The sequence below is a fragment of the Methylobacterium sp. E-066 genome (genome assembly GCF_022829635.1).
Taxonomy (GTDB): domain Bacteria; phylum Pseudomonadota; class Alphaproteobacteria; order Rhizobiales; family Beijerinckiaceae; genus Methylobacterium.
On sequence record NZ_JAKSYO010000095.1, the window covers coordinates 1 to 24666 of the forward strand.

At 67.5% G+C, this 24666-nt stretch carries 29 protein-coding genes and 1 riboswitch; of the genes, 23 read left to right on the top strand and 6 right to left on the bottom strand.

What is annotated here, in order from left to right; all coding sequences use genetic code 11:
• Positions 1-166, bottom strand: a 166-nt coding sequence (locus MKL20_RS12750) for a transposase (RefSeq protein ID WP_244036993.1), incomplete at its 3' end; no start/stop codon positions are given.
• Positions 167-178: 12 nt separating this feature from the next.
• Here MKL20_RS12750 and MKL20_RS12755 point away from each other — a divergent pair.
• From MKL20_RS12755 to MKL20_RS12775, 5 genes are read left to right on the top strand one after another with little or no spacing between them, the layout of a single operon-like run.
• Complete coding sequence (locus tag MKL20_RS12755) at positions 179-478, top strand: flagellar biosynthetic protein FliR (protein ID WP_313902721.1); 300 nt, start codon at positions 179-181, stop codon at positions 476-478.
• A gap of 1 nt (position 479) precedes the next feature.
• Entirely contained in the window at positions 480-986 is a 507-nt protein-coding gene (locus MKL20_RS12760) for a hypothetical protein (protein WP_244036963.1), read from the top strand.
• Entirely contained in the window at positions 983-1462 is a 480-nt protein-coding gene (locus tag MKL20_RS33140; protein WP_244036964.1) for a rod-binding protein, read from the top strand. The genes MKL20_RS12760 and MKL20_RS33140 overlap by 4 nt, the downstream gene beginning before the upstream one ends.
• A 45-nt stretch (positions 1463-1507) precedes the next feature.
• Positions 1508-1843, top strand: coding sequence for a flagellar protein FlgN (locus tag MKL20_RS12770; RefSeq protein ID WP_244036965.1), 336 nt, complete (start codon positions 1508-1510; stop codon positions 1841-1843).
• 4 nt (positions 1844-1847) lie between these two features.
• The gene (locus tag MKL20_RS12775; RefSeq protein ID WP_244036966.1) at positions 1848-2297 is read left to right on the top strand and encodes a hypothetical protein; all 450 of its coding nucleotides are present in this window, start codon (positions 1848-1850) and stop codon (positions 2295-2297) included.
• A 246-nt stretch (positions 2298-2543) separates the two neighbouring features.
• On the opposite strand, the gene MKL20_RS12780 is transcribed toward MKL20_RS12775, so the two are convergent.
• On the bottom strand, positions 2544-5117 hold the full coding sequence (locus MKL20_RS12780) for a heparinase II/III family protein (protein WP_244036967.1): 2574 nt from the start codon (positions 5115-5117) through the stop codon (positions 2544-2546).
• Between the two features lie 480 nt (positions 5118-5597).
• Between MKL20_RS12780 and MKL20_RS12785 the strand changes: the two genes are divergently transcribed.
• From MKL20_RS12785 to fliP, 11 genes are all read left to right on the top strand, one after another.
• Entirely contained in the window at positions 5598-6278 is a 681-nt protein-coding gene (locus MKL20_RS12785) for a response regulator transcription factor (RefSeq protein ID WP_244036968.1), read from the top strand.
• Between the two features lie 397 nt (positions 6279-6675).
• On the top strand, positions 6676-7056 hold the full coding sequence (flgB, locus tag MKL20_RS12790) for a flagellar basal body rod protein FlgB (RefSeq protein ID WP_244036969.1): 381 nt from the start codon (positions 6676-6678) through the stop codon (positions 7054-7056).
• Between the two features lie 2 nt (positions 7057-7058).
• A complete protein-coding gene (gene flgC / locus MKL20_RS12795) occupies positions 7059-7475 on the top strand; it encodes a flagellar basal body rod protein FlgC (RefSeq protein WP_244036970.1) in 417 nt (138 codons plus the stop codon).
• On the top strand, positions 7475-7807 hold the full coding sequence (locus MKL20_RS12800) for a flagellar hook-basal body complex protein FliE (RefSeq protein WP_244036971.1): 333 nt from the start codon (positions 7475-7477) through the stop codon (positions 7805-7807). The genes flgC and MKL20_RS12800 overlap by 1 nt, the downstream gene beginning before the upstream one ends.
• 107 nt (positions 7808-7914) lie before the next feature.
• Complete coding sequence (gene flgG / locus MKL20_RS12805) at positions 7915-8703, top strand: flagellar basal-body rod protein FlgG (RefSeq protein ID WP_244036972.1); 789 nt, start codon at positions 7915-7917, stop codon at positions 8701-8703.
• Positions 8704-8728: 25 nt separating this feature from the next.
• Positions 8729-9208, top strand: a complete 480-nt coding sequence (flgA, locus tag MKL20_RS12810) for a flagellar basal body P-ring formation chaperone FlgA (RefSeq protein WP_244036973.1) — start codon at positions 8729-8731, stop codon at positions 9206-9208.
• Positions 9208-10311: a flagellar basal body P-ring protein FlgI gene (gene flgI, locus MKL20_RS12815; protein ID WP_244036974.1), complete on the top strand. Its 1104-nt coding sequence runs from the start codon at positions 9208-9210 to the stop codon at positions 10309-10311. The genes flgA and flgI overlap by 1 nt, the downstream gene beginning before the upstream one ends.
• Positions 10308-10928, top strand: coding sequence for a MotE family protein (locus MKL20_RS12820; RefSeq protein ID WP_244036975.1), 621 nt, complete (start codon positions 10308-10310; stop codon positions 10926-10928). Before flgI ends, MKL20_RS12820 begins: the two co-directional genes overlap by 4 nt.
• Complete coding sequence (gene flgH, locus MKL20_RS12825; RefSeq protein WP_244036976.1) at positions 10925-11623, top strand: flagellar basal body L-ring protein FlgH; 699 nt, start codon at positions 10925-10927, stop codon at positions 11621-11623. The genes MKL20_RS12820 and flgH overlap by 4 nt, the downstream gene beginning before the upstream one ends.
• Positions 11624-11645: 22 nt before the next feature.
• Entirely contained in the window at positions 11646-12128 is a 483-nt protein-coding gene (locus MKL20_RS12830) for a flagellar basal body-associated FliL family protein (RefSeq protein ID WP_244036977.1), read from the top strand.
• Between the two features lie 59 nt (positions 12129-12187).
• Complete coding sequence (gene fliP / locus MKL20_RS12835) at positions 12188-12925, top strand: flagellar type III secretion system pore protein FliP (protein ID WP_244036978.1); 738 nt, start codon at positions 12188-12190, stop codon at positions 12923-12925.
• Here fliP and MKL20_RS12840 read toward each other — a convergent pair.
• Positions 12897-13202 carry a hypothetical protein gene (locus MKL20_RS12840; RefSeq protein WP_244036979.1) on the bottom strand — a complete coding sequence of 102 codons (306 nt, stop codon included), beginning with the start codon at positions 13200-13202 and terminating at the stop codon, positions 12897-12899. The two genes, fliP and MKL20_RS12840, sit on opposite strands and share 29 nt — an antisense overlap.
• 4 nt (positions 13203-13206) lie before the next feature.
• Here MKL20_RS12840 and MKL20_RS12845 point away from each other — a divergent pair, with 4 nt between their 5' ends.
• From MKL20_RS12845 to MKL20_RS12875, 7 genes are all read left to right on the top strand, one after another.
• Positions 13207-14376, top strand: coding sequence for a flagellin (locus tag MKL20_RS12845; protein ID WP_244036980.1), 1170 nt, complete (start codon positions 13207-13209; stop codon positions 14374-14376).
• Between the two features lie 172 nt (positions 14377-14548).
• On the top strand, positions 14549-16204 hold the full coding sequence (gene fliF / locus MKL20_RS12850; protein WP_244036981.1) for a flagellar basal-body MS-ring/collar protein FliF: 1656 nt from the start codon (positions 14549-14551) through the stop codon (positions 16202-16204).
• Positions 16204-16848, top strand: a complete 645-nt coding sequence (locus MKL20_RS12855; RefSeq protein ID WP_244036982.1) for a hypothetical protein — start codon at positions 16204-16206, stop codon at positions 16846-16848. Before fliF ends, MKL20_RS12855 begins: the two co-directional genes overlap by 1 nt.
• Before the next feature lie 2 nt (positions 16849-16850).
• The gene (locus MKL20_RS12860; protein WP_244036983.1) at positions 16851-18104 is read left to right on the top strand and encodes a MotB family protein; all 1254 of its coding nucleotides are present in this window, start codon (positions 16851-16853) and stop codon (positions 18102-18104) included.
• Positions 18101-19378 carry a chemotaxis protein gene (locus MKL20_RS12865; RefSeq protein WP_244036984.1) on the top strand — a complete coding sequence of 426 codons (1278 nt, stop codon included), beginning with the start codon at positions 18101-18103 and terminating at the stop codon, positions 19376-19378. Before MKL20_RS12860 ends, MKL20_RS12865 begins: the two co-directional genes overlap by 4 nt.
• Positions 19375-20958, top strand: a complete 1584-nt coding sequence (locus MKL20_RS33145; RefSeq protein ID WP_244036985.1) for a flagellar hook-length control protein FliK — start codon at positions 19375-19377, stop codon at positions 20956-20958. The genes MKL20_RS12865 and MKL20_RS33145 overlap by 4 nt, the downstream gene beginning before the upstream one ends.
• Complete coding sequence (locus MKL20_RS12875) at positions 20918-21463, top strand: transglycosylase SLT domain-containing protein (RefSeq protein ID WP_243960646.1); 546 nt, start codon at positions 20918-20920, stop codon at positions 21461-21463. The genes MKL20_RS33145 and MKL20_RS12875 overlap by 41 nt, the downstream gene beginning before the upstream one ends.
• 347 nt (positions 21464-21810) lie before the next feature.
• Here MKL20_RS12875 and MKL20_RS12880 read toward each other — a convergent pair whose 3' ends face one another.
• From MKL20_RS12880 to MKL20_RS12890, 3 genes are all read right to left on the bottom strand, one after another.
• A complete protein-coding gene (locus MKL20_RS12880) occupies positions 21811-22239 on the bottom strand; it encodes a hypothetical protein (RefSeq protein WP_244036986.1) in 429 nt (142 codons plus the stop codon).
• 358 nt (positions 22240-22597) lie between these two features.
• A complete protein-coding gene (locus MKL20_RS12885; RefSeq protein ID WP_244036987.1) occupies positions 22598-22789 on the bottom strand; it encodes a hypothetical protein in 192 nt (63 codons plus the stop codon).
• A gap of 513 nt (positions 22790-23302) precedes the next feature.
• On the bottom strand, positions 23303-23899 hold the full coding sequence (locus MKL20_RS12890) for a cell wall hydrolase (protein ID WP_244036988.1): 597 nt from the start codon (positions 23897-23899) through the stop codon (positions 23303-23305).
• A 425-nt stretch (positions 23900-24324) separates the two neighbouring features.
• Positions 24325-24525: riboswitch (cobalamin riboswitch) on the top strand.
• The last annotated feature ends 141 nt before the right edge of the window (positions 24526-24666 follow it).

Consider the following 24666-nt stretch of genomic DNA (forward strand, 5'->3'; position numbering starts at 1 on the left):
GCCCGTAACGCGCCGGGATGTCGGCCCACGGCGCACCCGTGCGCAGCCGCCAGAAGATCCCGTTCAGCACCCGTCGGTCGTCCACCCGATCCTTGCCGCGTACGTCCGTCGGCAGAACCGGCTCGATCACCGCCCACTCTGCATCCGTCAGGTCAAACCGCGCCATCCTCGGTCCTCCATTCGAAGAACCAACGACGCCCCGACCAAACCGTGCCACCCGTTATGGGTTCACGACCTAGTCGACCGGACCAGCGCGGCCTTCACCATGGCCCTGCGGCTGACCAGCCCCTTCATCGTCTATTCGATGGTGGTGAATTTCGCCCTCGGGCTCGCGAACAAGCTCACGCCCCAGATCCCGATCTTCTTCGTCGCGACGCCGTTCCTCCTGTTCGGTGGGCTGATGCTGCTCCTGTTCCTCTCGACGGATCTGTTCGGACAATTCGCCCTCGCTTACGGGCAATGGCTCAGGAGAGGCTGAGATGCAGGCACGGCTCGGCCGGGCGGCGCGGCTCCTGCGCGTCCAGGAACAGATGCACCGGCGCGCCGAGCGGGAGCTCGCCCAGGCGGAGCGCCGGGTGCAGGATGTCGACGCGGCTCAGGTCGACGTGATTCGCGCCCTCAACGAGGCCTCCGCGTTTCTCGAGCCGCTGCGCGATGCGGCGGTCCGGCGCCTGAAGAATCTGGCGATCGAGGCGCAGGGCTTGCGGGTGGAGCGGGACAGGGCGGCCCAGCAGCTGATCACCCAGGCCACGCAACACAAGCGGGCCGAGCGATGGGTCGACGGTCTCGAAGCCGAACGCAGGCAGCAGGTGGAGAAGCAGGCCTGGGCCGAGCGCCTGGACAGCCTCGTGGGTCCAGCGCAGGCAAGCCTCCGGTCAGCCAGGGCTGATAAGCCCCTGGACCAGTCAACAGCCCCTATGGGTTCGGTCGAGCCCGGTGACCAGACTTATCGTGGTCACGAACATCCGGACACGAGAGCGCCGTGAGCGTCCAACCTCCCTCCGATATCGTCCTCGACGTCGCGCGCGCCGCGGATCCCACCCGCTATCAGGCCGCCGTCACCAAGCTCACGCAGGGCTCGCCCGGCACCTTCGCGGATGCGTTGGGCGCGGCCGGTGGCGCGGGCATCGCCGCGGCGCCGCAGGGAAATGTCGACACGATCCTGACGCGGTTTCGCACCGCCGCGACGCTTCCGCCCCCGCGGGCCAAGGGCACGCCGCCCCAGGAATTCGAGGCTTTCGTCCTGCAGACCTTCATCGAATCGATGCTGCCCCAGAACGCCACCGCGGTGTTCGGCAAGGGCAATGCCGGCTCGATCTGGAAGTCGATGATGGCCGAGCAGATCGGCGCCCAGATCGCCAAGGCGGGCGGCATCGGCATCGCCCGCATGCTGGAGGCCGCACATCCGCCGACCGCCGCCGCCGACGCTGCGGCGAAGCCCGACCCGGCACGGATCGGCTGACGGCCCCCGGAATCCCACGTTTCACATCTCCTCCGGACGCTGTGCATGCTGCTGTCATCCCTGGCCCGCCTCGAAGCCACCATCGACGCCGAGACGGAGGCCCTTACGGTCCACGACATTCGCGAGCAGGACGATTTCAACCGCCGCAAGAGCGAGAGCTTGGTGGAACTGTCGCGGCTGGGACGGACGATCGGCTCGACGCCGCTGGGCCCGGAGGAGATCGAAGGCCTGGAGCGCCTGCGCGCCAAGCTGCGGCGCAACCACGAACTTCTGGCCATCCACCTGCGCGCCATGCAGGAAGTGTCGGATATCGTCACCACCATGATCCAGAGCGCGGAATCCGACGGCACCTATTCGGCCGCCCTGCGCTACCAGGAGTAGCGACGTGTTCCGGATCGTCATCACCGGTTTGTGGATCTGCGCCATCACGGTGCTGTCCAGCTACGCGGTCGTCTCCTGGATGCCGGACTTGCCCAAGGCGAAGTCCGAGGAATACCTGGAAGGCCTGACCTATCAGAAGCTGAAGCCCCTCAACATCCCGGTCATCGCCGACGGGACCGTTCAGGGCTACATCATGGCGACCGTCGTGTTCACGGCCGATTCGCACCTGCTCAAGGGGCTCGGCGTCACCCCGGCGCCGTTCGTCATGGATGAGTCGTTTCGCCAGATCTACAGCGACGGCGACCTCGATTTCCGAAGGTTGAAAAAATACGACATCAACAAGCGCCTTGCCGAAATCAAGCTGAAGGTCAACGAGCGGCTCGGATCGGACGTCGTCAAGGACGTGATGATCGAGAATTTCAACTTCGTCACCAAGAAAGATATCAGAAGTTAGAACGTGTCGTGGATCGAGGGCGATGTCTTTTCCCTCGGAACGGACGACATCGGGTTTCCAAAGGGCTTGCAGCCCTTTGGCCGGGTTCGGGGGCGAAGCCCCCGAGTGCCGGGGCTTCGCCCCGCAGCAGGGTTCCACCCTGCACCCGCAAAAGGTCCCGAACCTTTTGAAACCAGAATTTTTCAATCCCTGATCGTCCGGTACACGGTCTCTATTCGCGAGACAGCCAATAAATAGGCGCCGGTCTCAATCCGTGAGCGCGCGCCGGAAGGTCCCATCCTCGACGACCTGCGCGAGCCGCATCAGGCTCTCGGACGATGCGGCGATCAGGAGGCCGCCGGCGACGCTCCGCCCCCCCGATAGACCGTAGCTCAGGACGGGCTCCGGCTGGGGCGTACGCTTCGGCGACGGGACGGCGCCCGGAACCGTCGCCTCCGGCCCGGACCAGGCACGCCCCACCGCGAGCCGGCCGAGCTGACCGGCGATCACCTGGGGCACGATCTGCAGCCGCCGATCGTTCCAGAGCGCGAACACGCGCCCCGCGGCGTCGAGAGCGACCGCAACCGCGGGATCGAGGTGCAGGAATCCTTCCAGGGACAGGGGCGCGCCGCCGGTCGCGAACCGATCGAAGACGGCCAGGCCCGACAGGTCGTCCAGGATCGCGAACGCCCGGACGTGGCGGTAATCCGGCCCGTGCACGCTCGTGTCGATCAGGTGCACGGAGGCGGCGCCCAGGGTGAAGGGCGCGCGGGCCACGCCCGTGCCCGCAGTCGGCTCGCGCCCGTCCGGGACGACGACGTTGTGCGCCCGGGCCGCCGCCAGGTGCTGGCCGGGCGATTCGGTGTGCGATTCGCCCACCTCCGTGATCCACCGCAGGCCGCCGGTGGCGAAGGTGAACGACGTGCAGTCCCGATGGTCCTGCGGGTGGACCTGCTCGGAAAAATCCGCCGTGAAGGATGCCCAGTCCGGCCCATCCGCCCACCGGCGATAGACGATGGCCCCGGACCGCGCGGGCTCGACGGACACGGGCTCATCGCCGCGCTCCACTCGGTCGGCGGCCGATCGGGCCATCCAGGGGCGGGGGTGAGACGCGGCCACGCGCTCGATCCATCCGGCCCGGTCGTCGTGGCCGGGCGTGTCGCCGAACGGGGGCAGGGTATCGTCCGGCTCGAACAGCGCGACCAGGCCAGTCCAGGCCTTCGCGAGGCGGAGATCGAGGGAGCCCGCGAAGGAAGCCAGATCCGCCCGCGCGCCCAGGACGGGCAGGAGGATCAAGGCCAGGGTCAGAATCTCGAGGCTGCGATGGTAGGACGGCTCGGCGATCACGCCGCCCGCATCGATCAGCGCCTCGAAGCCGCTCCGCAGCGCGATCGCCGCGAGGCAAGTCCAGTGTCGCGCCATCGGCAGGGATGGAAGTGCGAGACCGGCCGCCAGGAGGGCGGTCGCCACCTTCACCTCCAGCAGCGAGCCCGCCACCGTGTGCTGGGCGAGGATTTCGGCGAGCGCGAAGGCGTGCCGCACGATCTCGCCGCCGAGGATTTCGACGGCGTGCGCCTCCGTGCCGGCGGCGTCCCGCGCGGCGGCGCCCAACAGGCTCAACAGCGCCTCCAGGCGCATCGCCATGCAGGCCGGATGCAGGCTCAGCGTATCCGCCGGCCGGCCCCAGGGATTCGCCCGGGACCAGGAGACGGCGACCGCGACCGCGCGATCCCGGACCCGGCGATCCGGGCTGCGGGCCGTGGCGCCGGTCCAGGACAGGGACTGAAACGCCAGGCGCCAAGCCGGCGACCGGAACGGGTCGGCCGCCCAATCCACCGCCTCCGGGAGGGTCCAGGCCGGGTAGCGGCCCAGGCGGAGGGCGCCCTCCGCCCAGCGCGACGCGTCCGGGCCGTCCCTCAGTTCCAAGAAGCTGCGCAGGGGTGCGGGCGCTTGCGCGAGCCGGGCGGGGTCGAGGTAGGACCGGATCGACCCCGCGGCGGTGGCCCCGTCGCGGGCGACAGCGCCGCCGATGCGGCCGAGCAGAAGCGCCAGGACGGTTTCGGCCGCCGGATCCGCATCGTCCACCAGATTCGCCAGGCGGAGGTCGTCGTCCAGGAGCACGTCGGGCGCGCCGGTCAGAGCGAGCGACGCGTTGGCCTCCCAGGCCGCGAAGCCGATCTCGAGCGTGGCAGCCTGCGGGGGTGGCAACACCTTCAGGGTGAAGCGATAGGCCTCGCGATGCACCGGGATGTCGAGGAAGGCGGGAATCGCCAGGGTCGCCAGGGTCTCGGGGTAGGGGGTCGGAAGCGGTTTCCCGAGGGCGTCGCGGAACACGACCTGGGCCAGGGCGCCCTCCGTATGCCCCTGCGCAATGACCTGCCCCTTGAAGGTCAGCCCGCGCCCCGGCACCAGCCCGTGCCGGTACCAGAGCGGCTCCGGGCCGAGGGCGATCCGGCCGTCGCGGGTGAGCCGGCCCCCCACCCGGCCGATGCCCTCGCCGCCGACCCATGTCTCACCCGGCGTCTCACCTGGCGCGGCGGGGCGGATCACGGGATCGCCGATTCGAAAGGTATGGGTGTTGCGCCAGCTCCGGATGACGACGACCACCTGAGACGCCGGCGCCGGAAGATAGAAGCAGCGGTGGATGGTGACGGCCCGCCTGTCCGCGCCGCCGTCCCAGGTCGGCCCGGCGAGCCAGGTCCCATGCGCATCGATCGCGGTCCGCGCGAGTCCGGGAATCTGGGCGACATCGATTCCGGACTGGTCCTGAGCGAACAATTCCAGGCCGAGGGCCGCGAAGTCCTTGGCGCCCGCCGCCGCCTCGGCCGCCGCGCACACCATGCATGCGCGAAACTCATACCACTGCCCCGCGAGCAGGGGGCCGAATGTGAGGCCGAGGCGCGACCAGCGGTTCCGGTTGCCGACGATATGATCTGCATCGGTTGTCGATGCTGAATTCACACTCGGCCGAACCGATACTGGCAAGAAGACGGGTCGTTCGCTCATAAGATGTGAGGCATTCGCGTTATTTCAAGCACTGCGCGCGAAGATGTATTGATCAAGAGCAAGAGCTGATGTGCGTCGAGCACACTTGCAGAACTATGCACATTGACCGAAATAAATATGTTCAAATTGATTCATAAAACACAAACGGATCTGAATTTATACGATGGCATCAGAACCACACCAGACAAAAAACCAGCAGAAACCATTGACGCCTTGTTTCGTTCCGGCCATTTAGATTCACGAGGCAAATTAATGCTTGGCTCAAACCATATCTCCGTCATTCTCTAGAATGATTAGCTGTGGAGCTTCGAGATAATGTACGTCATTGTCGATGAAAGGCCGATGGTGACCGATGGATACGTCGCGAGCTTCGCCAGAGAGGGGATTTCGTCCGTCGGATTATTGGATTCCGATTTCAAGGGCTGGTTGCAGACGGCTCGGGAGCCGGACGTGGACGCCGTGCAGGGCTTCCTCCTCGGCGATTGCGAGCAGCGCCCCGATCTCCCGGAACTCATCCAGAAGCGATCCCGCGCGCCGATCATCGCCATGATCGAGACCCGCTGCCTGACCGAGACCCTGAACCTGTTCACGGCCGGCATCGACGACGTCGTCCGCAAGCCGGTCCATGTGCGGGAGATCATGGCTCGGACCGAGGCGGTCTGGCGCCGCTCTCACCGCGGGGCGATCAAAGAGGCGGCGGTGGACCGGACGGCGCGGCTGAAGGTGTATTTCGACGGTCGCGACCCCGATATCGACGGGGAGAAGATCGTCCTGCCGCGACGCGAACGGCAGATCCTCGAATTCCTGGTCCGCAACCGGGGACGGCGGATGACCAAGGAGCAGGTCTTCAACGCGGTCTACGGTGCGTTCACCAGCGACGTGGATGAGAGCGTCGTCGAAGGCCACATCAGCAAGCTTCGCAAGAAGCTCCGGCAGAAGCTGAGCTTCGATCCGATCGAGGTGCGGCGCTATCTCGGATACGCCTTCATAAGCTGATCGCGGAGCCGGCTCGACGAACTGCCATAGCGGTTCACGGTCCGTCTTCCGTCACGGGAGGAAATCTTCCGTTGCGGGAAAACGCCGGAACCGTATCGCAATGGATCCGATCCGGCCGCAAAGCCTGGGATCCGGCCATGTGCGCGTTTGTCGTTCAGAGTGTCTTCCCGTTCGCGGGACAGTCATATCGAGGGTCCTGCGGGTTCGGCAAGATGGTGTCGCCCCCGCCGGACAGCTCGCCGCAAGCTTCGGACAAGACTGGTCGGGCAAACCGCATTCCAGAACATCGCGGCATTCAATAGCCGATCCAGGTCCGAACGCGCTCGGAAAGATGTGGTTCCCGGTAATTCCGGAATGACATCGATCCACTCCCGACAGACCAGAAAGCCGACAGGTTATGAACCCGATCTTTCTGCTCAATCTTGCCTCGCGGCAATTACAACATCTGGCAACGCGCCAAGCCGTCATTTCCGGCAACATCGCGAACGCGAATACGCCGGGCTATCGCGCCCGGGACCTGACCCCGTTCCGCGATATGCTCGACAAGACCACGCTCACGATGGCGGCGACGCAGGCCGGCCATTTCGAGATCGACGGCCCCACGGCGCGTCCGGCCCGTCCGACCCAGGCCGACGGCTGGGACGTCGTCCATTCCGGCAACTCGGTGAATCTCGAGGAGCAGCTGATGAAGTCCGGTGAGATCAGCCGCGATCAGGCGCTGAACACCGGCATCGTCAAAGCCTTCGACCGCATGCTGGCCCTGAGCGTGAAGGCCTGACCATGATCGATCCGCTTGTCGCCTCGTCCCGCATCGCCGCCTCCGGCATGGGGGCGCAATCCGAGCGCATGCGCGTCGTGTCGGAGAACATCGCCAACGCGCAATCCACGGGCACGACGGCGGGCTCCGACCCTTACGCCCGCAAGACCATCACGTTCCGCACCGCCCTGGACCGGGCCTCCGGCACCGCGGCGGTCGCGGTGCGCCAGATCGGCCAGGACAAGGCGCCGTTCCGGGTCGAGTATGACCCCGGGAACCCGGCGGCGGACGCGAACGGGACGGTCAAGCTCCCGAACGTGAACATGCTGATCGAGATGGCCGACATGCGGGAGGCTAATCGCTCCTACGAGGCCAATCTCCAGATGATCAAGCAGTCCCGCTCGATGGTCTCGAGCCTCATCGATCTCCTGAGGAAGTGATGATCCAGTCTCTCTCCGCCCTCTCGAGCCTGTCGGACAAGAACTCGGTCTTCGGCGTCTCGCAGTTCGGCCTGGCGACGCCCGGCGCCGCCTCGACCGCGCCCGCGGGGGCGGCAGGCAGCTTCGGCGACCTGCTGACGCAGATGGCCGGCCATGCCCGGGACACCGTGAAGGCCGGTGAGGCGGCGGCGATCTCGGGCATCCAGGGCACGGCGTCGACGCAGTCCGTGGTCGAGGCGGTGATGTCGGCCGAGCAGAGCCTGCAGACCGCGGTCGCCATCCGGGACAAGGTCGTGGCCGCCTACCAGGAAATCGTCCGCATGGCGATCTGACACGCGACCGGCGCGGGAGCGGCATCCCTCTCCCGTAAGCGACGCGCGAGGACGCGCGGATATCGCCTCAACACAGTCATCGTCATCCCGGGCTGAAGGACATCACCATGAGAGCGCTCGCCATCGCGGCCACGGGCATGAACGCCCAGCAGCTGAACGTCGAAGTCATCGCCAACAACATCTCGAACCTGAACACGACGGCGTTCAAGGGCGCACGGGCCGAGTTCAAGGATCTGATCTACCAGGCCGAACGGCCGGCGGGCGTCCCGATCCAGGCCGGCGAGTCGGCGATTCCCGAAGGCGCGATGCTCGGCCTCGGCGTCCGCAATTCCGCGATCCGGAACCTGCATCGCCAGGGCCCGCTCGCCAACACGACCAACCCCCTCGATCTCGCGATCAACGGCCGCGGCTGGTTCCAGGTCACGATGCCGAACGGCGAGATCAACTACACCCGCGCCGGCTCGTTCAACAAGAACGCCGACGGCCGCCTCGTCACCGCGGAAGGCTACAGCGTCGATCCGGCGATCATCATCCCGCAGAACGCCGTCGACGTGGTGATCAACGAGACCGGCCAGGTGATGGTGAAGCTCGACGCCCAGCCGCTGCCGCAGACGATCGGCCAGCTGGCGCTCGCCAACTTCGCCAACGATGCCGGTCTCGAGCCCCTGGGCAACGGCCTGTACCGGGAGACCCCCGCCTCCGGCCTGCCCGTGACCGGCGTCGCCGGCGACCCGGGCTTCGGCAAGATCCAGCAGGGCTATCTCGAGAATTCCAACGTCGATCCGGTCCGGGAGATCACCAACCTGATCTCGGCCCAGCGGGCGTTCGAGATGAACTCGAAGGTGATCCAGGCCGCCGACGAGATGGCCGGCACGGTTTCGAAGGGCCTGCGCTGACATCATGAACCGGGGACATCTCTTCGTGGGACGGTGCGTCGCGCGCGCGGCGGCTCGGGGGCTGCGCGCGGCCTGCGCGCTCGGCCTCGCCGCCGTCCCGGCCGCCGCCGCGGAACAGACGTTCCCGGTGCCGGTGGCGACGATCTACACGGGCGACGTCATCAAGCCGACGATGCTCCGGGACCAGACCTATCCGGAGAACTTCAAGCCGCGGGTGCCGGCCGTCGACAGCGCGGCGCGCGCGGTCGGCAAGGTCGCGCGGCGGACCCTCCTGCCCGGGGAGGTGATCCCGTCGGGCGCCCTCGAGGAGGTCAAGCTCGTGACCCGCGGGGCGCCGACCGTGATCGTGTTCGAGGAGCGCGGCATGGTCATCTCGACCCTGGGCACGGCGCTCGCGAACGCCACCGTGAACGAGCCGGTGACGGTGCGCAACACCGCGACCGGCCGCCTGATCCAGGGCATCGTCCAGCCCGACGGCCGGGTGAAGACCGGCGGGCAGCCGTGATGCGCCGTCTGCTTCCCCTGTTGCTGATCGGCCTCTCCGTCTGGTCGGCGCCCGCGGCCGCGGCGACGCGGATCAAGGACATCGCGTCGCTCCAGGGCGTCCGCGACAACCAGGTCGTCGGCTACGGCCTCGTCACCGGCCTGCAGAGCACCGGCGACACCCTGCGCAATTCGCAGTTCACGGAACAATCCCTGCAATCGATGCTGGACCGGCTCGGCATCAACGTGCGCGACCAGCGGATGCGGACCCGCAACGTCGCGGCCGTGATGGTGACGGCCAACCTGCCGGCCTATGTCGAGCCGGGCTCGCGCATCGACGTCAGCGTGAACTCGCTCGGCGACGCGACCTCCCTGCGCGGCGGCACCCTGCTGATGACGCCGCTGGCGGGCGGGGATGGGCAGGTCTACGCGGTGGCGCAGGGTGCGCTCGCCGTCTCCGGCTTCAGCGCGACCGGCCAGGCCGAATCGCTGGTCTCCGGCGTGGCGACGGCCGCCCGGATCCCCAACGGCGCCCTGGTCGAGCGGGCGGTGGCCGGCACGTTCCGGGATCTGCCCGGCATGTCGCTCGAACTGAAGAACCCGGACTACCGCACCGCGATCCTGATCTGCGACGCGATCAACGCCTATACGGTCCAGCGGTACGGGCGGCGGGCCGCGAGCCCGCGCGACTACCGCACCGTCGTGCTGACCCGCCCCGGGAATGTCGGGCGGACGCGGTTCATGGCCGAGATCGGCGAATTGGCGGTCCAGCCGGATACGCCGGCGCGGGTGGTGATCGACCAGCGGACCGGAACCGTGGTCATCGGCCGGAACGTGCAGATCTCCACGGTGGCGGTCACCCATGGCGATCTGACGGTCCGCATCACCGAGACCCCGCAGGTGTCCCAGCCGGCGCCGTTCTCCGACGGGCAGACGACCGTCGTGCCCCGGACCGATATCAGCGCCGCCGAGCAGACCGCCCGCCTGGCCGTGGTTTCGGGTCCCGATCTGCAGAGCCTGGTCCGCGGCCTGAACAATGTCGGCATGAAGCCGACCGACGTGATCTCGATCCTGCAGGCGGTGAAGACAGCAGGCGCCTTGCAGGCGGAGCTGGTAATCCAATGATGACCCCGATCCGCGAGCGCCGCGGCGGCCGGCGCGGCCTGCACCGCTGGGGGGCCGTCCTCCTCTCGGCGGCCGCGATCCTGCCCGCCGCCCAGGCCGCCGCTCAGCAGAAGCCGGGCGAGCCGGCCAAGACCGAGGACAGCCGCGCCCCGCAATATTGCAACAGCATCGCCAATGCCGCCGCCGATGCCCGGTTCACCTGGCAGAAGGAGACGCTCACGGCGCTCGCCAAGGATATCGAGGGGCGCATCGGCCAGCTCGAGGCGAAGCGCGCCGAGTACGAGGAATGGCTGAAGCGCCGGCAGATGTTCCTCGCCAAGGCCGACGAGAGCGTCACGGCGATCTACGCCAAGATGAAGCCCGAGGCGGCTTCGCAGCAGCTGACCGCCATGGACAGCGAGGCGGCCGCCGCCATCCTGACGCGGCTCGATCCGCGCGCCGCCAGCGCGATCATGAACGAGATGGAGCCCGGCCGCGCGGCGCGGCTGGCCAACGTCATCACCAACACCCCCAAGAAAGCGGCGCCGCCCAGGCCCGAGGCGGCCCCGACCACGCCGCCCGAATCCGGTTCGGACCAGGGCGGCCGCCCGCCGCAGAACAGCGAGAAATCAGGATGAAGCGGCTGGCTGCCATCGCGGCTCTGGTGACCCTCGGAGCCTGCTCGACCCCCGTCCAGGAGATCGGCCGCGCCCCGGCCATGAGCCCGGTCGGGCTCGGGATCAATGCGAGCTACGACGCCGTGCCGCCGCTGTTCACCGCCACGCAGCGGCCGGGCTACCATTCGACCTGGGCGCAGCAGAGCGCCGACCTGTTCCAGGATCCGCGCGCCAAGAATGTCGGCGACGTGCTGACCGTGCTGATCGAGATGAACGACAAGGCCCAGTTCGACAACGCCACCGACCGGTCCCGCGATTCGCGGTCCAAGATGAGTCTCGACGTCGAGCTCGACCTGTTCGGGCTCAACCCCGAATCGAAGAACAAGTACGAGGTCAACGGCAATTCCTCGACCAAGGGGCAGGGCTCGATCGACCGCAAGGAGCAGCTCCGCCTCTCCGTCGCCGCCATCGTGACCAACGTGTTCCCCAACGGCAACATGATGATCAGCGGCTCCCAGGAGGTGCGGGTCAATTACGAGATCCGCGTGCTGAACATCGCCGGCATCGTCCGGCCGCGGGACATCTCGCGCAAGAACACGATCGACTACGACAAGATCGCCGAGGCGCGGGTCTCCTATGGCGGCCGGGGGCGCCTGATGGAGGTTCAGCAGCCCGGCGCGGTCCAGCAGGTCTACGACCTGGTCGCGCCGTTCTGACACGACAGCGGAAACCCGAACCATGGCGTCCGATGCCGAGCCCCCGCGCTCCAAGGTCCGCTGGCTGCTCCTGCTCGCCGGGCTCACGGTCCTGGCGATCGGGGCCGGGGGCGGGGGCGGCCTGTTCATGATCTCCAAGATCGAGAAGGCCGTGGCCGAGAAGCAGAAGATCGAGGAGGAGCAGGTCCAGAAGGTCGTCGCCTACGATGCGAGCTACAGCCTAGCGAATATCGGCACGGTGGTGACCAACCTCGCCAATCCCAGCGATGTCTGGATCCGGCTCGAAGCCTCGATCGTCCTCAAGACCGGGACGTTTCCCAATCCCGACCCGATCGCCGCGGAGATCCGGCAGGATCTCCTTGGCTACCTGCACACCCTCTCGGTCGCGCAGATCGAGGGGCCGAGCGGCCTCGTCCACCTGCGCGAGGATCTGACCGAGCGGGTCCGGCTGCGGTCCAACGGCCAGGTCCGCGAATTCTTCATCGAGACGCTGGTCATCCAATAAGAGCCCCTCACGGCCGGATCGCGGATGCGTGTCCGAAGAACATCAGGATCGGTTACGCCATGCTGCGCCGCGTGTTTCTGGCGAGCTCGTTGATTCTCGTCGCCACGGCCGCGAGCGCCCAATCGTTCAGCCTCGATCAGGTCCTGCCGCCCGGGAACGGGTCGATGAGCGGGCGGATGATCCAGTTGATCGCCCTGCTGACCGTCCTGTCGGTCGCGCCGGGCCTCCTCGTCATGATGACGAGCTTCACGCGATTCGTCGTGGCGCTCTCGTTCCTGCGCTCGGGCCTCGGCCTGCAGGGCGCGCCGGCCAACATGGTGCTGATCAGCCTGTCGCTGTTCATGACCTTCTACGTGATGGGCCCGACCTTCGACCGTGCCTGGCAGGACGGCATCCGCCCGCTCACCGAGAACCGAATCTCGGAGGAGGAGGCCTTCGCCAAGGTGACCGATCCGTTCCGGGACTTCATGCTGACCCATGTCCGCCCGAAGGATCTCGACACCTTCGCGGAGATCGCGGTGGCCGCCTATCCGAAGGCGCAAGCCGGCAGCCGGACCGACCTCCGGGTTCTGATTCCGGCCTTCATGATCTCCGAGCTGCGCCGCGGATTCGAGATCGGCTTCCTGATCGCGCTCCCGTTCCTCGTCATCGACATGGTGGTGGCGGTACTGGTCATGGCGATGGGCATGATGATGATGCCCCCGACAGTGATCTCACTCCCGTTCAAAGTGTTGTTTTTTGTACTGATCGATGGCTGGAACATGCTCATCAGCGGACTTGTTCGGTCGTATTTTTGATTTTTTTAACAACATTTTCCATGAAACCAGCAGCAAGGAGCGACTTTCTCGCAAACCGCAGAGTCCACTGTTGACTTGCCGCTGAAATTTCTTCATCTGAGTTCTGCCAATCGTTGGTTGATCGGTTCGACAAGAGGGACCGGATCAGGCCATCGGTTGAGAGATCAATAGCGGGTTGACCGCGTGCGTTGCACGCCGGATCAAAGGCATGATGCCGCCCTGCTATGCCGGTGAAAATCCGACATGTCCCCTGAATGTCTTCTCTTTGAAGGGACATCCTCATGTCGAGCCTGTTGACCAACACCGCCGCCCTTGCGGCGCTTCAGACCCTCAAGATCACCAACCAATCTCTGGAAGATTCGAGCAACCACGTCGCGTCGGGCCAGAAGGTCGCCACCGCCAAGGACAGCGCCGCCTACTGGTCGATCGCCACCACGCTCCGTGCGGACAACGGCGCCACCGGTGCCGTCAAGGACGCCCTCAGCCTCGGCGGCAATTCCGTGGATATCGCGTACAAGGGCCTGACCAAGGTCGGGGAGATCCTGACCAAAATTCAAAAGCTGGTGGCCGGATCTGCTTCGGTCAGCGCGGACAGGTTCTCGAACCAGGCCGAAATCGACGCTCAGTTGGTGAACCTGAAGCAGGCCGCCACCGGTGCGGCGCTGAACGGTGAATCGTGGCTCTCGGTCGATTCGACCACCGGCAGCGGCTATCAGGCCAACCGCAAGATCGTGTCGTCCTTCACCCGCGTCCAGGGCAACATCTCGATCGACGCCATCGAGATCAATGTCGACGACATCAAGCTCTATGACAAGAACATCACGGCTGGCACCACAGGCACGTCTGCGGGTGCAACGGGTGGCACGACGTATCGGACCGCTGAGAAAACCTGGAAGGCGGCAGATAAAGCGTACGCCGACAGCACTCACACCGACAGCGACTTGAAGACGCACGACACGGCGCTGACGGCTTGGCAAGATGCCCAGAAGGCCTACGCCAAAGATCTCGAAACCGAGAACGGTAAAGCTACAAGGGGCACTGACGGTACGGGCGGCCTGCTGAACAAATCTATCGGCGTCATCGGCGTCGACGAGAACGGCTACAAGAAGGCCTACCAGCTGTCCATCGACACCATCCAGATCACCAACGTCAACGACTCCGATCTTTCCAAGGTCCGCGCTTATGTCGATCTCGTCGACAAGGTCTTGAAGCAGGTCACAACGGCGGCCGCCAATCTCGGCGCCAAGCAAAGCCAGGTGGACTCGCAGAAGAACTTCCTCGATACATTGCAAAAGGCCAACCAAACCAGCATCGGCGTTCCTGTGGATGCTGATATGGAAGAGGAGTCCAGCCGGCTGAAGGCCCTTCAGGTCCAGCAGCAGCTCGGCGTCCAGTCGCTCACGATCGCCAACACCTCCACCCAGCAGATCCTGAGCCTGTTCCGCGGCTAAGCTCCCGGTCCCTGACCTTCACGAGCATTCACCCTTCGGGGTGATGCGGGCCGCGCATCTTCGGGTGCGCGGCCCTTCTGTTTGAGCCGGGCCGCGGCCGGGCACCACCTCCACGCAAGATTGATCCGGCACGCTGGCGCCGAGCCACTGCGGTGGAAGCTGAGCCTTGCCGATGCCCGGTCGTGAGCACCTCGAAAAGCTATGGACGAACATCCTGGAGCTCGGCCCGCGGCGGCTGATCGCCCTGGGTCTCGTCGGGCTCACCGTGTTCGTGACCGTGGGCCTCGGCGCCTATTATCTCAGTCGGCCGCTCCGTGAGCCGCTCTATACCGGCCTGAGCCGCGACGACGTCAGCCGCATGGCCGCCGTGCTCAAGGATGCCGGCGTTCCCTTTGATGTCAGCTCCGACGGCACGGCCGTCCTGGTCAGCTACGGGCAGACCGCCCAGGCCCGGATGCTGCTCGCCGAGAAGGGCCTGCCCCAGAGCGGCAAGGCCGGCTACGAGCTGTTCAACGATCTGGGCTCGCTAGGCCTGACCTCGTTCATGCAGGACATCACCCGGGTCCGGGCCCTGGAAGGCGAGATCGCCCGCACGGTCCAGACGCTCAAGGGCGTCAAGGCCGCCCGGGTCCATATCGTGATGCCCGATCCCGGCTCGTTCCGGCGGGAGCAGCAGCCGGCCTCGGCCTCCGTGGTGGTGCGCACGGAGCCCGCCAACGATCCCTCGACCGCGCCCGCCATCCGCCAGCTCGTCGCCGCAGCCATCCCCGGCATGAAGCCCGACAAGGTGACGGTGCTCAACACGGACGGGACGATCCTGCTGTCGGGCGACGACGCGACCACCGCGCCGGCCGGCCGCATGGCGACCCTGGAGCAGCTCACGAATCGGGAGATCCAGGACAACATCCGCCGGACGCTCACCCCCTATCTGGGGACCAACAACTTCGAGGTCAGCGTCGTCGCGCGGCTGAACACCGACAAGACCCAGACCAACGAGACGATCTTCAACCCGGACCAGAAGGTCGAGCGCGGGACACGGGTCATCAAGGAGACCGAATCCTCGCAGAACCGCGCCGCCCAGAAGCCGACCACGGCCCAGCAGAACCTGCCCAACCAGAACGTCCAATCCGGCGGGGGCGACAATTCCAGCTCCGAGAGCCAGCGCCGCGAGGAGCAGACGAACTTCGAGATCTCGTCGAAGACGGTCCAGACCGTCAGCGACGGCTACACCGTGAAGAACCTGTCCGTCGCCGTGCTGGTGAACCGGTCCCGGCTGGAAGCGCTGACCAATCCCGGCGGCCAGGAGCCCGGCAAGGACGCGGCCAAGATCGAGCTTGAACCGAAGATCGCCGAGATCGAGCAGCTGGTCGCCTCGGCATCGGGCTTCGACAAGGCGCGGGGCGACCAGATCAAGGTGGCGGCGGTCAGCTTCGTCAACGAGGGCCAGCCGCTCACACCGGTTCCCGCACTCGGGATCGGCGATGTCCTGATGCGCCAGTCCGGAACCCTGATCAACGCGGCCACGATCCTGATCGTCGGATGTCTGCTGATCTGGTTCGGCCTGCGTCCGGCCGTCAACGCGATCCTCGCCCGCTCGCCGGAGACGGAGACGGAACTGGCCCTCGCAGGACCGGATTCCGACTCGGCTGAGTTCGACATGCTGCAGGCGGAACAGTCCCTCTTGCCCGATGAACCCAACCTCATCGAGGACCTGACGGAACGGATGGCGCATTCGCCCATCCGGAAGCTCGAGCAGCTGGTCGAACTCGACGAGGAGCAGGTCGCCAACATTCTGAAGCAATGGCTCAGCCGTGACGAGGCCGCGTGATGGCTGAGGCCCCTCCGATCTGGACCGTCTTCTCGGGAACGAGCCAGCGCTCCTCCTCCGCCCTGGCCGCGCTGATACCCAAGCGCGTCGATTCGAGCGCGCCACCACCGGCGGCGCCCGCGAGCCTGCCGGATCTGGACGCCATCGCGGCTGCGGCGCGGGCGGAGGGACGCTGCGAAGGCGAGGCTCTGGTCGCACAGGCGGTGCAGGCCGCCATCGCGGCCGAGCGTAACGCCGGCGCCGCCGCCCTCGCCGAGGCGCGGCAGCGCTGGGTGGACGAGGAATCGGCCGTCCTGGCGGCCGGCTTCGTCGAGCAGGTCCGCGCGCTGGAGACGCAGCTGGCGCGGAGCCTGACCCGGGTCCTGCAGCCCTTCCTGGCGGAAGCCCTGCGGCAGGCGGCGCTCACCGACCTGCACGCGACCGTGTCGTCCGTCGTGGCCGACGACCGGTCGGGGACGCTCGCGGTGACCGGTCCGGCGGACCTCGTCGAGGCACTCGCGAAGCGCCTGGACCTGCCGCCCGGCCGGCTGGTCGCTGCCTTCGACGGGGGCCCCGACCTGCGCATCCGGATGAACGGGACGGTGATCGAGACGCAGCTCCAGGCGTGGGGCGAGCGCGTCGCCACCCTGGTCGAGGATCGCTGAGCATGGCCGACGAGCCGCACGAAATCATCATCGTCCGCCGCGCGGAGGAGGAGGGCGACCATCACGGCGGTGCCTGGAAGATCGCCCTGGCCGACTTCATGACCGCCATGATGGCGCTGTTCCTCGTGCTGTGGCTCACCAAGGCCACGAACGAGGAGACGAAGACCAGCATCGCCAACTACTTCAATCCGATCAGCCTGTCCGATGCCCTGCCGTCCAAGAAAGGATTGAGCGATCCCCAGCCCAACGCGGCCGATCCGCGGGCGGGCGACAAGGCGAATCTGCCGGAATCGGGCGCCAATCAGCCCGACAAGGCCGGCGCCCTGCCTCCGGGCTCGGTGGCCCGGGAGCGGGAGCTGTTCCAGGATCCCTACGCGGTGCTGGCGAACCTGGCCACCGAGCCCGACCCGGACAAGCCCCAGAGCGCTACGATCGGCGATGTCGGCGAGGCGGGGCGGCGGGGCGGCGACATCGCGCGCGATCCGTTCGATCCGCTGTACTGGCAGGTGGTCACCGTCTCGCCCGCCAAGACGGACCGGTCCGCGCCCACCGGGATCACGCCGCCGCCAGCCCGGACCCAGCCCGACGCCCGCGGCGCGGGGCGCACCGCCGCGACCGCTCCCGAGAGCGCCGGGGCCAGGGACGCCGCCAAGGACGCCAAGGATACGAAGGACGCGACGAAGGACGCGAAGGCGCCCGTGAGCGGGCCGGAGGCGGGCCAGGCCCAGAGCCAAACCCAGGCCGCGGCGCAGACACCGGCCCGTGCCGGGCCCCAAACCGCGGCGCAGGCCGACCAGGCGGCGCTGAAGGCGGAGATCGCCAGCATCTTTCCGCCCTCGGCCCCGGGCGCATCCTCCGGGCCGCATGTCGAGGTCCAGGGGACGCCGGAGGGGCTCCTGATCAACGTGACGGACGACCTGAACTTCAGCATGTTCGCGGTGGGCTCGGCCGAGCCCCGCCCCGAGATGGTGCGGGCCATGGAGCGTCTCGCGAAGGTGCTGTCCGGGCGGCCGGGCAAGATCGTCGTCCGCGGCCATACCGATAGCCGCCCGTTCCGCTCCGAAGTCTACGACAATTGGCGGCTCTCGACGGCGCGCGCCCATATCGCGTCCTACATGCTGACGCGGGCCGGCATCGACGAGGCCCGGATCGCGCGGATCGAGGGCGCCGCCGACCGGATGCCGCGGAACACCGCGGATCCGAAGGCCCCCGAGAACCGCCGGATCGAGATCCTCCTGCAAGGCGCTTCGGGATGAGGCGAATTACACGGGGTACCCTCGGTGCTGTTCTCGCCCTATGCCCGTACCCGGTCGCGGCGGACCCGGTGCCGCCCCCGGCGACCGAGACGGCACGGCAGGCGACGCAACCTCCAGCATCCGAAGTGCCTCCAACGGCACCTGCAGCTGACCCGCAGGGCCGTAAGAGCGGTCCTGTCGAGTGGGTGCGCACGCTGCAATTGCTGCAGGATCGGATCGCGGCAGGATCCCTGGCGGCGCACAAGAGCCAGCCCGTGCTGATGGCCCGGATCGAGGGCGACCTGCTGGATGCGGCGCCGGAGGTCTGGACCGATCGGCACAACGTGCAGGCGGCCATCGTCTTCGCCCTGAGCGGCGGCGGACCGGCGATCCTGCGGCGCCTGACCAGGAAGGGCAGCCCCGACCTGCCCGACACGAATCTCGCGCGCGGTGCGCTGGCCTATATTGACGGCCAGGAGGCCGAGGCGAGCCGCCTGCTCAAGGATGTCGACACGGCGCCCCTGCCGACGACGCTCGCCGGGTCGATCGGCCTGACGCAGGCCGCTCTGACGGTGACCGAAAACCCGGTCCGCGCGATCGCCCTCCTCGACCGGGTCCGGCTGTTGATGCCGGGAACGCTCGTCGAGGAAGGCGCGCTGCGCCGCGAGATCTTCACCCTCGGGCAGGGCGGCGACCTGAAGAAGTTCGAGACGCTGGCCATCCAGTACCTGCGCCGCTTCCAGCATTCGATCTATGCGGGCAATTTCCGGCAACGCTTCGCATACCAGTTGACGCAGCTCGATTTTGGCCGGGATGAGAGGCGCTTCGCCTCCTTCACCCGGATCATGAACGAACTCGCCCCTGAGAGCCGGCGGGACCTCTACCTGCTGATCGCCCGGACGGCGGTCCAGGAGGGCAAGACCAACGCGGCCCTCATGGTGTCCGACAAGGCGCTGGTGCTCTGCGCCCCGGAGAGCCGGGAAGCGACCCAGGCCCAGCTCTACCGCGCGGCCGCCGAGATCGTGACCTTGGCGACATTCCAGACAGCGCTGCGGAAGCTGCAGGCCGTCGACAGGGCCAAGCTGCCCGCGCACGACGTCCAACTCCTCGACGCGGCCTTGTCGACGGCCGAGCAGATCGGACGCGGGCTGGCCCGCGATCCTGCACCGCCCGATCCCGAGGCGTCGAAGCGCGCACAGGCCCAGGCCGCTGCCGACGAGCCCGGCAGCCTGATCCCCAAGGCCGAGGCCATGATTGGCCAGATCGACCAACTCCTTCGGAGGTCCAACCCGTGAATCCGATCTCCGCGGCGGTTCAGAATCCCACGCCAAAACCCGATCGCGACGTCGGGCCGCCGAGCGCGAACGGCGACACCCCGCAGCAGCAGGAAACGGGGCGCGAGAGCGCCTTCGGGGCCGTCCTGCGCAAGCTTTCGGGCGCGGGTTCGTCATCCTCGGACGACACCGAGGCCGCGACGGGCAAGCCCGACGACGCGGCGGGCGAGGCCCCGCCGGCGGTTGCGGTTGCGGCAGAGCCCGTGCCCGTCACGCCGGCAAGCTCTGCCGCGGCAATGCTGGCGAACCTCCTGAGCGTTGCCTTGCCGGCCGTCGCGGCCGCCGATTCCAAGGCCCCGGCGCCCGTCCAGGCTCGGTCGATCGAGACGGCCCTTGCTCCCGCGGCCGGAAGCCTGTCGGCTTCGGTGCTCGGGGCCACGGGAGCATCGGCCGGCACGTCTTCGGGATCCACGTCGACGCCGATCCGGATCCCCGCCGGGGATGCGAAGGCTCAGCCAGCATCCGCGGACGATGTTGCACCCACCGACAGTGCAACGGATGCGAAGGATCTGGTGCGCGCGGACAGCGCAGCCCGCATGGACGATCTTGCGCGGGCGAACGGCGCACAGCGCACGGACATCACCAAGACGCTCCAGGCGGCCGCGGCGAAGATCGAGGTGCTCGGCCGCGCTGTTCATTTCAAGCCCGTCGTATCCGGTGGGGCGCCGGCGCCCGAGGCCGCGCAGGCTGGCCCGACGGAGCCGGCCGCCACCGAAGTCGGCGCCGTCGCTCTGCAGGTCGCCAAGCCCGAAGGATCGGCCCTGAACGCGGCGGCAGCGGCTCTGAAGCTCCAGCCCCAGATCCGGTCCGAGCCGGATCCGCGGCGCGCCGTCGCCGCGGCGTCCGATGGGGAGGGCGAGCAGCCGGCGGTGATCGCACCCGCCCAGGGCCACGCCGTGTCGGGCGTCGAACGGGCCGTTCTGGCCGCCGTCGGCGAGCGCGCGGAGGACTCTTCCGCGGCGGCGGCGGGGCCGCATGACGGGAGCGGGACCGCCACGAGCCTGCCCGCCGGTTCCCTGCCGTTGATCGCCACGGCCATCCGGGAGGAACTCCAACGCGCGACCGCGGCGGCAGCGCAGGACCGGCTTCCAGCCGATCCGGCGGCCAACGCCGGCCCGGTGGGGCCGCTGCGCACGCTCAAGATCCAGCTCCGGCCGGAGGACCTGGGTGTCGTCACCGTGGAGATGCGGCTCTCGAACGGCCAACTCGAGACGCATCTGCGCGCCTCGCAGCCGGAGACCGCCGCGCTCCTGCACAAGGACACGGCGCTCCTCACCGACCTCCTGAGCAACAGCGGGTATCGGGCCGAGGTCAGCGTCGGGCAGGCCGCTCGGTCGGCCGATGCCGGCGGATCGGGCGGCTCCCAGCAACAGGCTTCCCAGCAGCAGGCCGCATCGTCCTTCGCCGACGGGGGCGCGCGCCCGGGCAACGAGGGCGCCCGACAACGGCAGGACGCGCAGCGCCAAGCCGCCACCACCCGACGCGAAGGAGAACGGACGGATGAAGCGGTACGTCCTCGTGACGGCGGCGTTTATCTCTAGCGCGGCCCCGGCCGCCGCGAATGTCTGCGAGGACGAGATGGGGCGCGCCTCCGCGCGCTACGGCGTGCCGCTGGGCGTGCTCTACGCCGTCGGCCTGACGGAGACCGGCAAGCGCGGCTCGCTGCAGCCCTATGCCATGAACATCGCCGGGACCGCCTATTTCGGGACGGGACCGCGGGACGTGCTCGCCCGCTTCGCGGAGGCGCGCAGCAAGGGCGTGCGCCTGATCGATCTCGGCTGCATGCAGATCAACCACCATTACCACGGCGGCAAGTTCAACTCGGTCGAGGCCATGATCGACCCGCACGCGAACGTCCAGTACGCGACGCAATTCCTTCAGGAACTCAAGAAGCGGGAGGGCAGCTGGACCATGGCGGTGGCCCGCTACCATGCCGGGCCGAACAACAACGCCGCGCAGAAGCAGTATATCTGCCGGGTCGTCGCCAACATGGTCGCGACGGGATTCGGCCAGTGGACCCCGGCGGCGACGCAGTTCTGCCGGTGATCTTCCATCCTTCGAAGGGGGCCTCGGCCGCGCCGAATCACGTTAGAAGCGGCCGAGCCTTCGCTAAAGCTTGTTGCACGGCCCGATCCAGGACATGAGCGAGAAACGGATTCTTCAGCGCCAACAGCGCAGATTACTGAACACGCTAGGCAGACGCCGCTGATTGGCCGCTCATACGGTGAGCCGGACGGCAGACGCCACCATCCTTCCGGGGCTGGGGGAGCATCATGAACGACGCGCCAGACCCGCCGGACAACCCCTTCGCGAAGACGCTGCTGCTGTTCGCCGTCACCGTCGCCATCATCGCCGTGTCGGCCTACATCCTCATCCGGATGGACTGAAATCCGTCACAAAGTCCGGCAGATCCCGTAGCTCACCTTGATCTCGCTGCGGTCTTCCGGATTGAGCTGCGCCTCGACGAAGTTCAGCTTGTTCAGGTCGATCAGAAGAAAATACACGCCGTTCTGGCATTTGATCGCATTGCGCGGCGTCCGCTCGTTCAAGCGCGGCGAGGCCACTTGGCATTCGTAATAATCGGAGCGTCCGGCGGAGATGACGGTCAGCAGGCCGCCGCTGGAAACCAGCGAGAAGGTCCGCGCGCGTTGCGGCTGCGATGGCGGCTGCGGTTGCGGCTTCGCGCCGTCTGGGACGGGGACCGGATCGAGCCGCACCGACACGTCCTCCGTACAGGTCATCGGGCGGCGCAACTGAGAGGCCGCCGGCACGATGCTCAGCATGAGAACCGTGCCGGCGAGCGCTACCCTGTGGGCGATCATCGGCAGGAATTCCGTGATTCGTGGGTAGTTTCTACCGACAAGCTAAGGCGTTGTCCGTCGATGTAAATGTCGCACCCGCGGGCGGGGGAACCGATCAACAGTTTTTCTCCCGGTGGCGATGTCACTTCATCTGCCAGTACCGGTCAAGCCGGATCGTTCGACAGCATCGGTGAGGCCTGGACGGATGAATCGGCCTTCGCCGGATCCGCACGAGAGCCGTCCTCGATGTGACCCGCTCGCTGACGCCGAACCGGTATCCACGTCGGCGGCAGGCGCCCTAAGAGCCTCTCACAAAACGCCCTCTGCGCTGTCGTGTGCAGAGGGAGGCGCCCGGTGATCGGGCGTTTTGTGAGGTGCTCTAACCGTCCGGATCGTCGGGGTTGTCGTTCGCGGCGGTCTCCGCATCGCGGCGCAGGGCGATCTCCGCACCGACCTCGATCAGCAGCAAGCGCGACAGGAGTTGCATGGTCGACGTGCCATGCGCGAGCAGGAGCTCATGCGCCGCGATGGCAGCGTCCACCATGCGGCCGAAACCGTCATCCTCAGACATCGTCGCGCAAGAGCCGAGTTGAATGCGAGCATACAACTTTAAGATCTGGCTTCGGTTCGATACCCTCCGAGGAAATCGGGATCCCCCCGGCCTCGGACGCGTGATCCGAGGCCGACCTGCCCGGCGACCGTGTCGGGACCCAGCCCTTTCAGGATGTCGGGCTGAGACCCAGGACATGGCGTCGAGCGGGTCTGCACGGCCGTTTTCCCGGGCGCATGCAGTGCCAGCGGAATGCGACCCGACCCAGCACACGACGGCGCGCAGCGTCCGTCCGATCGACCTGTGCCGCTGGCGCGGCGCTTCGTGTGCTGGGTCCCGGATCAGGTTCCGCTTCGGTTCACCTGTCCGGGAAAGGGGCGCGCGTGATCTGCTCGGGAGCCCTGATCCCACGACGCGCCCGGGGCCAAACACCTTGAAAGGGCTGGTGTCGGGCACCTTACGCGACGAGGGCAAGCTCCCCCGGACCGCGACCGGACCAGGCAGGGCTACGCGGATCCTGTGCCGGGAACGGCCTTATTGCGCCGCCGGCAGAGCCGGGATCGCCGCGTAGGTCGAGACCGTCGTCGGCAGCGCGGGGGAATTCGGCATTTCCTTCCGGGCCGCGCGGGAATCGCGCTTCTCGTAGAAGGCGTTGCCGCCGGCCACGGCCACGTAATGCATGTTCTTGTACGGGAAGTGATGGCCCGCGGTGTGGAAATACATCGCCTTCCCGACCTTCGGGTGCCGCTCACCGGCCAGCACCGCGTCGGCCGCGTCGGCGACCTTCTGCAGGTCGCGCTCCTGCATCGGCTTGGTGAGCACGCCGGGAGCGAACTGGCCGGGCTGGCCGACCACCGCGCAGATGCCGCCCGGGAAGATCGCGGCTTCCAGCCGGTTCATGACCACGGTGCCGACGGCGAGCAGGCCGCCCTCGTCGCTGCGGTTCGATTCGAAATACATGGCCCGGCCGAGACAATCGCGCTCTTCATCGCTGACGACCAAGGGCGCCTTGCGGTCGGGGATCGATCCTGTGACCAAGGGTGAGGCCGTGGTGTTGCACGCCCCGAGGCCGCCGGCGAGCGCCAGGACGACCAGCCCGGACACAATCTTAGTCTTCTCGCTACCCTGCATGCATCAGCGCTCCGTCCTCCTGCAGCCGCGTTTCGGTGCGAGACGACCGCGCCATCGCGGTATCGCCTCCCGCCGTCGTTGTAGGCGCCAAGCTTGCGTGCACGTTCGCGGCGAGGATGTGGCGAGCCTTTGCGCGTGCATCGCCGAGGGCGCCGGATCGCAGGCGCGGGCAGACGGCCCAGTGCGCCCGGAGCTTGGTCTCTCGGGACCGGAGCGGTGTCCGCCGCCGGCTAACCGGACCGGCTGAAAAAATCCCATGCTATCAGTTCATTAGCGCTGGCTTCGGAAGCCGCATGGCGCCGGCCCCGGCGCCGCGCCCGGACAATCGCGCTGCGGGGAAGGCGCTCGGCCGAGGCCCCGGTGTCATCCGAGAGACACACCGGCCGCCAACCGGTGCCGGGGCGTTGACGGGACCGACGCCTTGGCTCGATGGTGGCCGCGACGGTTCCCTTCGGGGATCAAAAGGGAACGCGGTGAGGGGTCTTTTGCCCGAAGCCGCGGCTGCCCCCGCAACTGTAAGCGGTGAGCCTTCTCGTCACCACGTCACTGGGCCGCCTCGCCCGGGAAGACGACGGGAGGGCGGCGACCCGTGAGCCAGGAGACCTGCCGTCAGTCGTGGTCACACGCGAAACGCGCTGGGCGGGGTGTCCTGGCGGGTGTCGGGACGCCCGTGCGCGAGCGCGGTCGGCACGGCCTCGTTCGCGGTGACGTGCCACTGCCGTCGCCCGAGGTCCCGTGCCCCATCCTGCCCCACGCTCCGCGCTCTT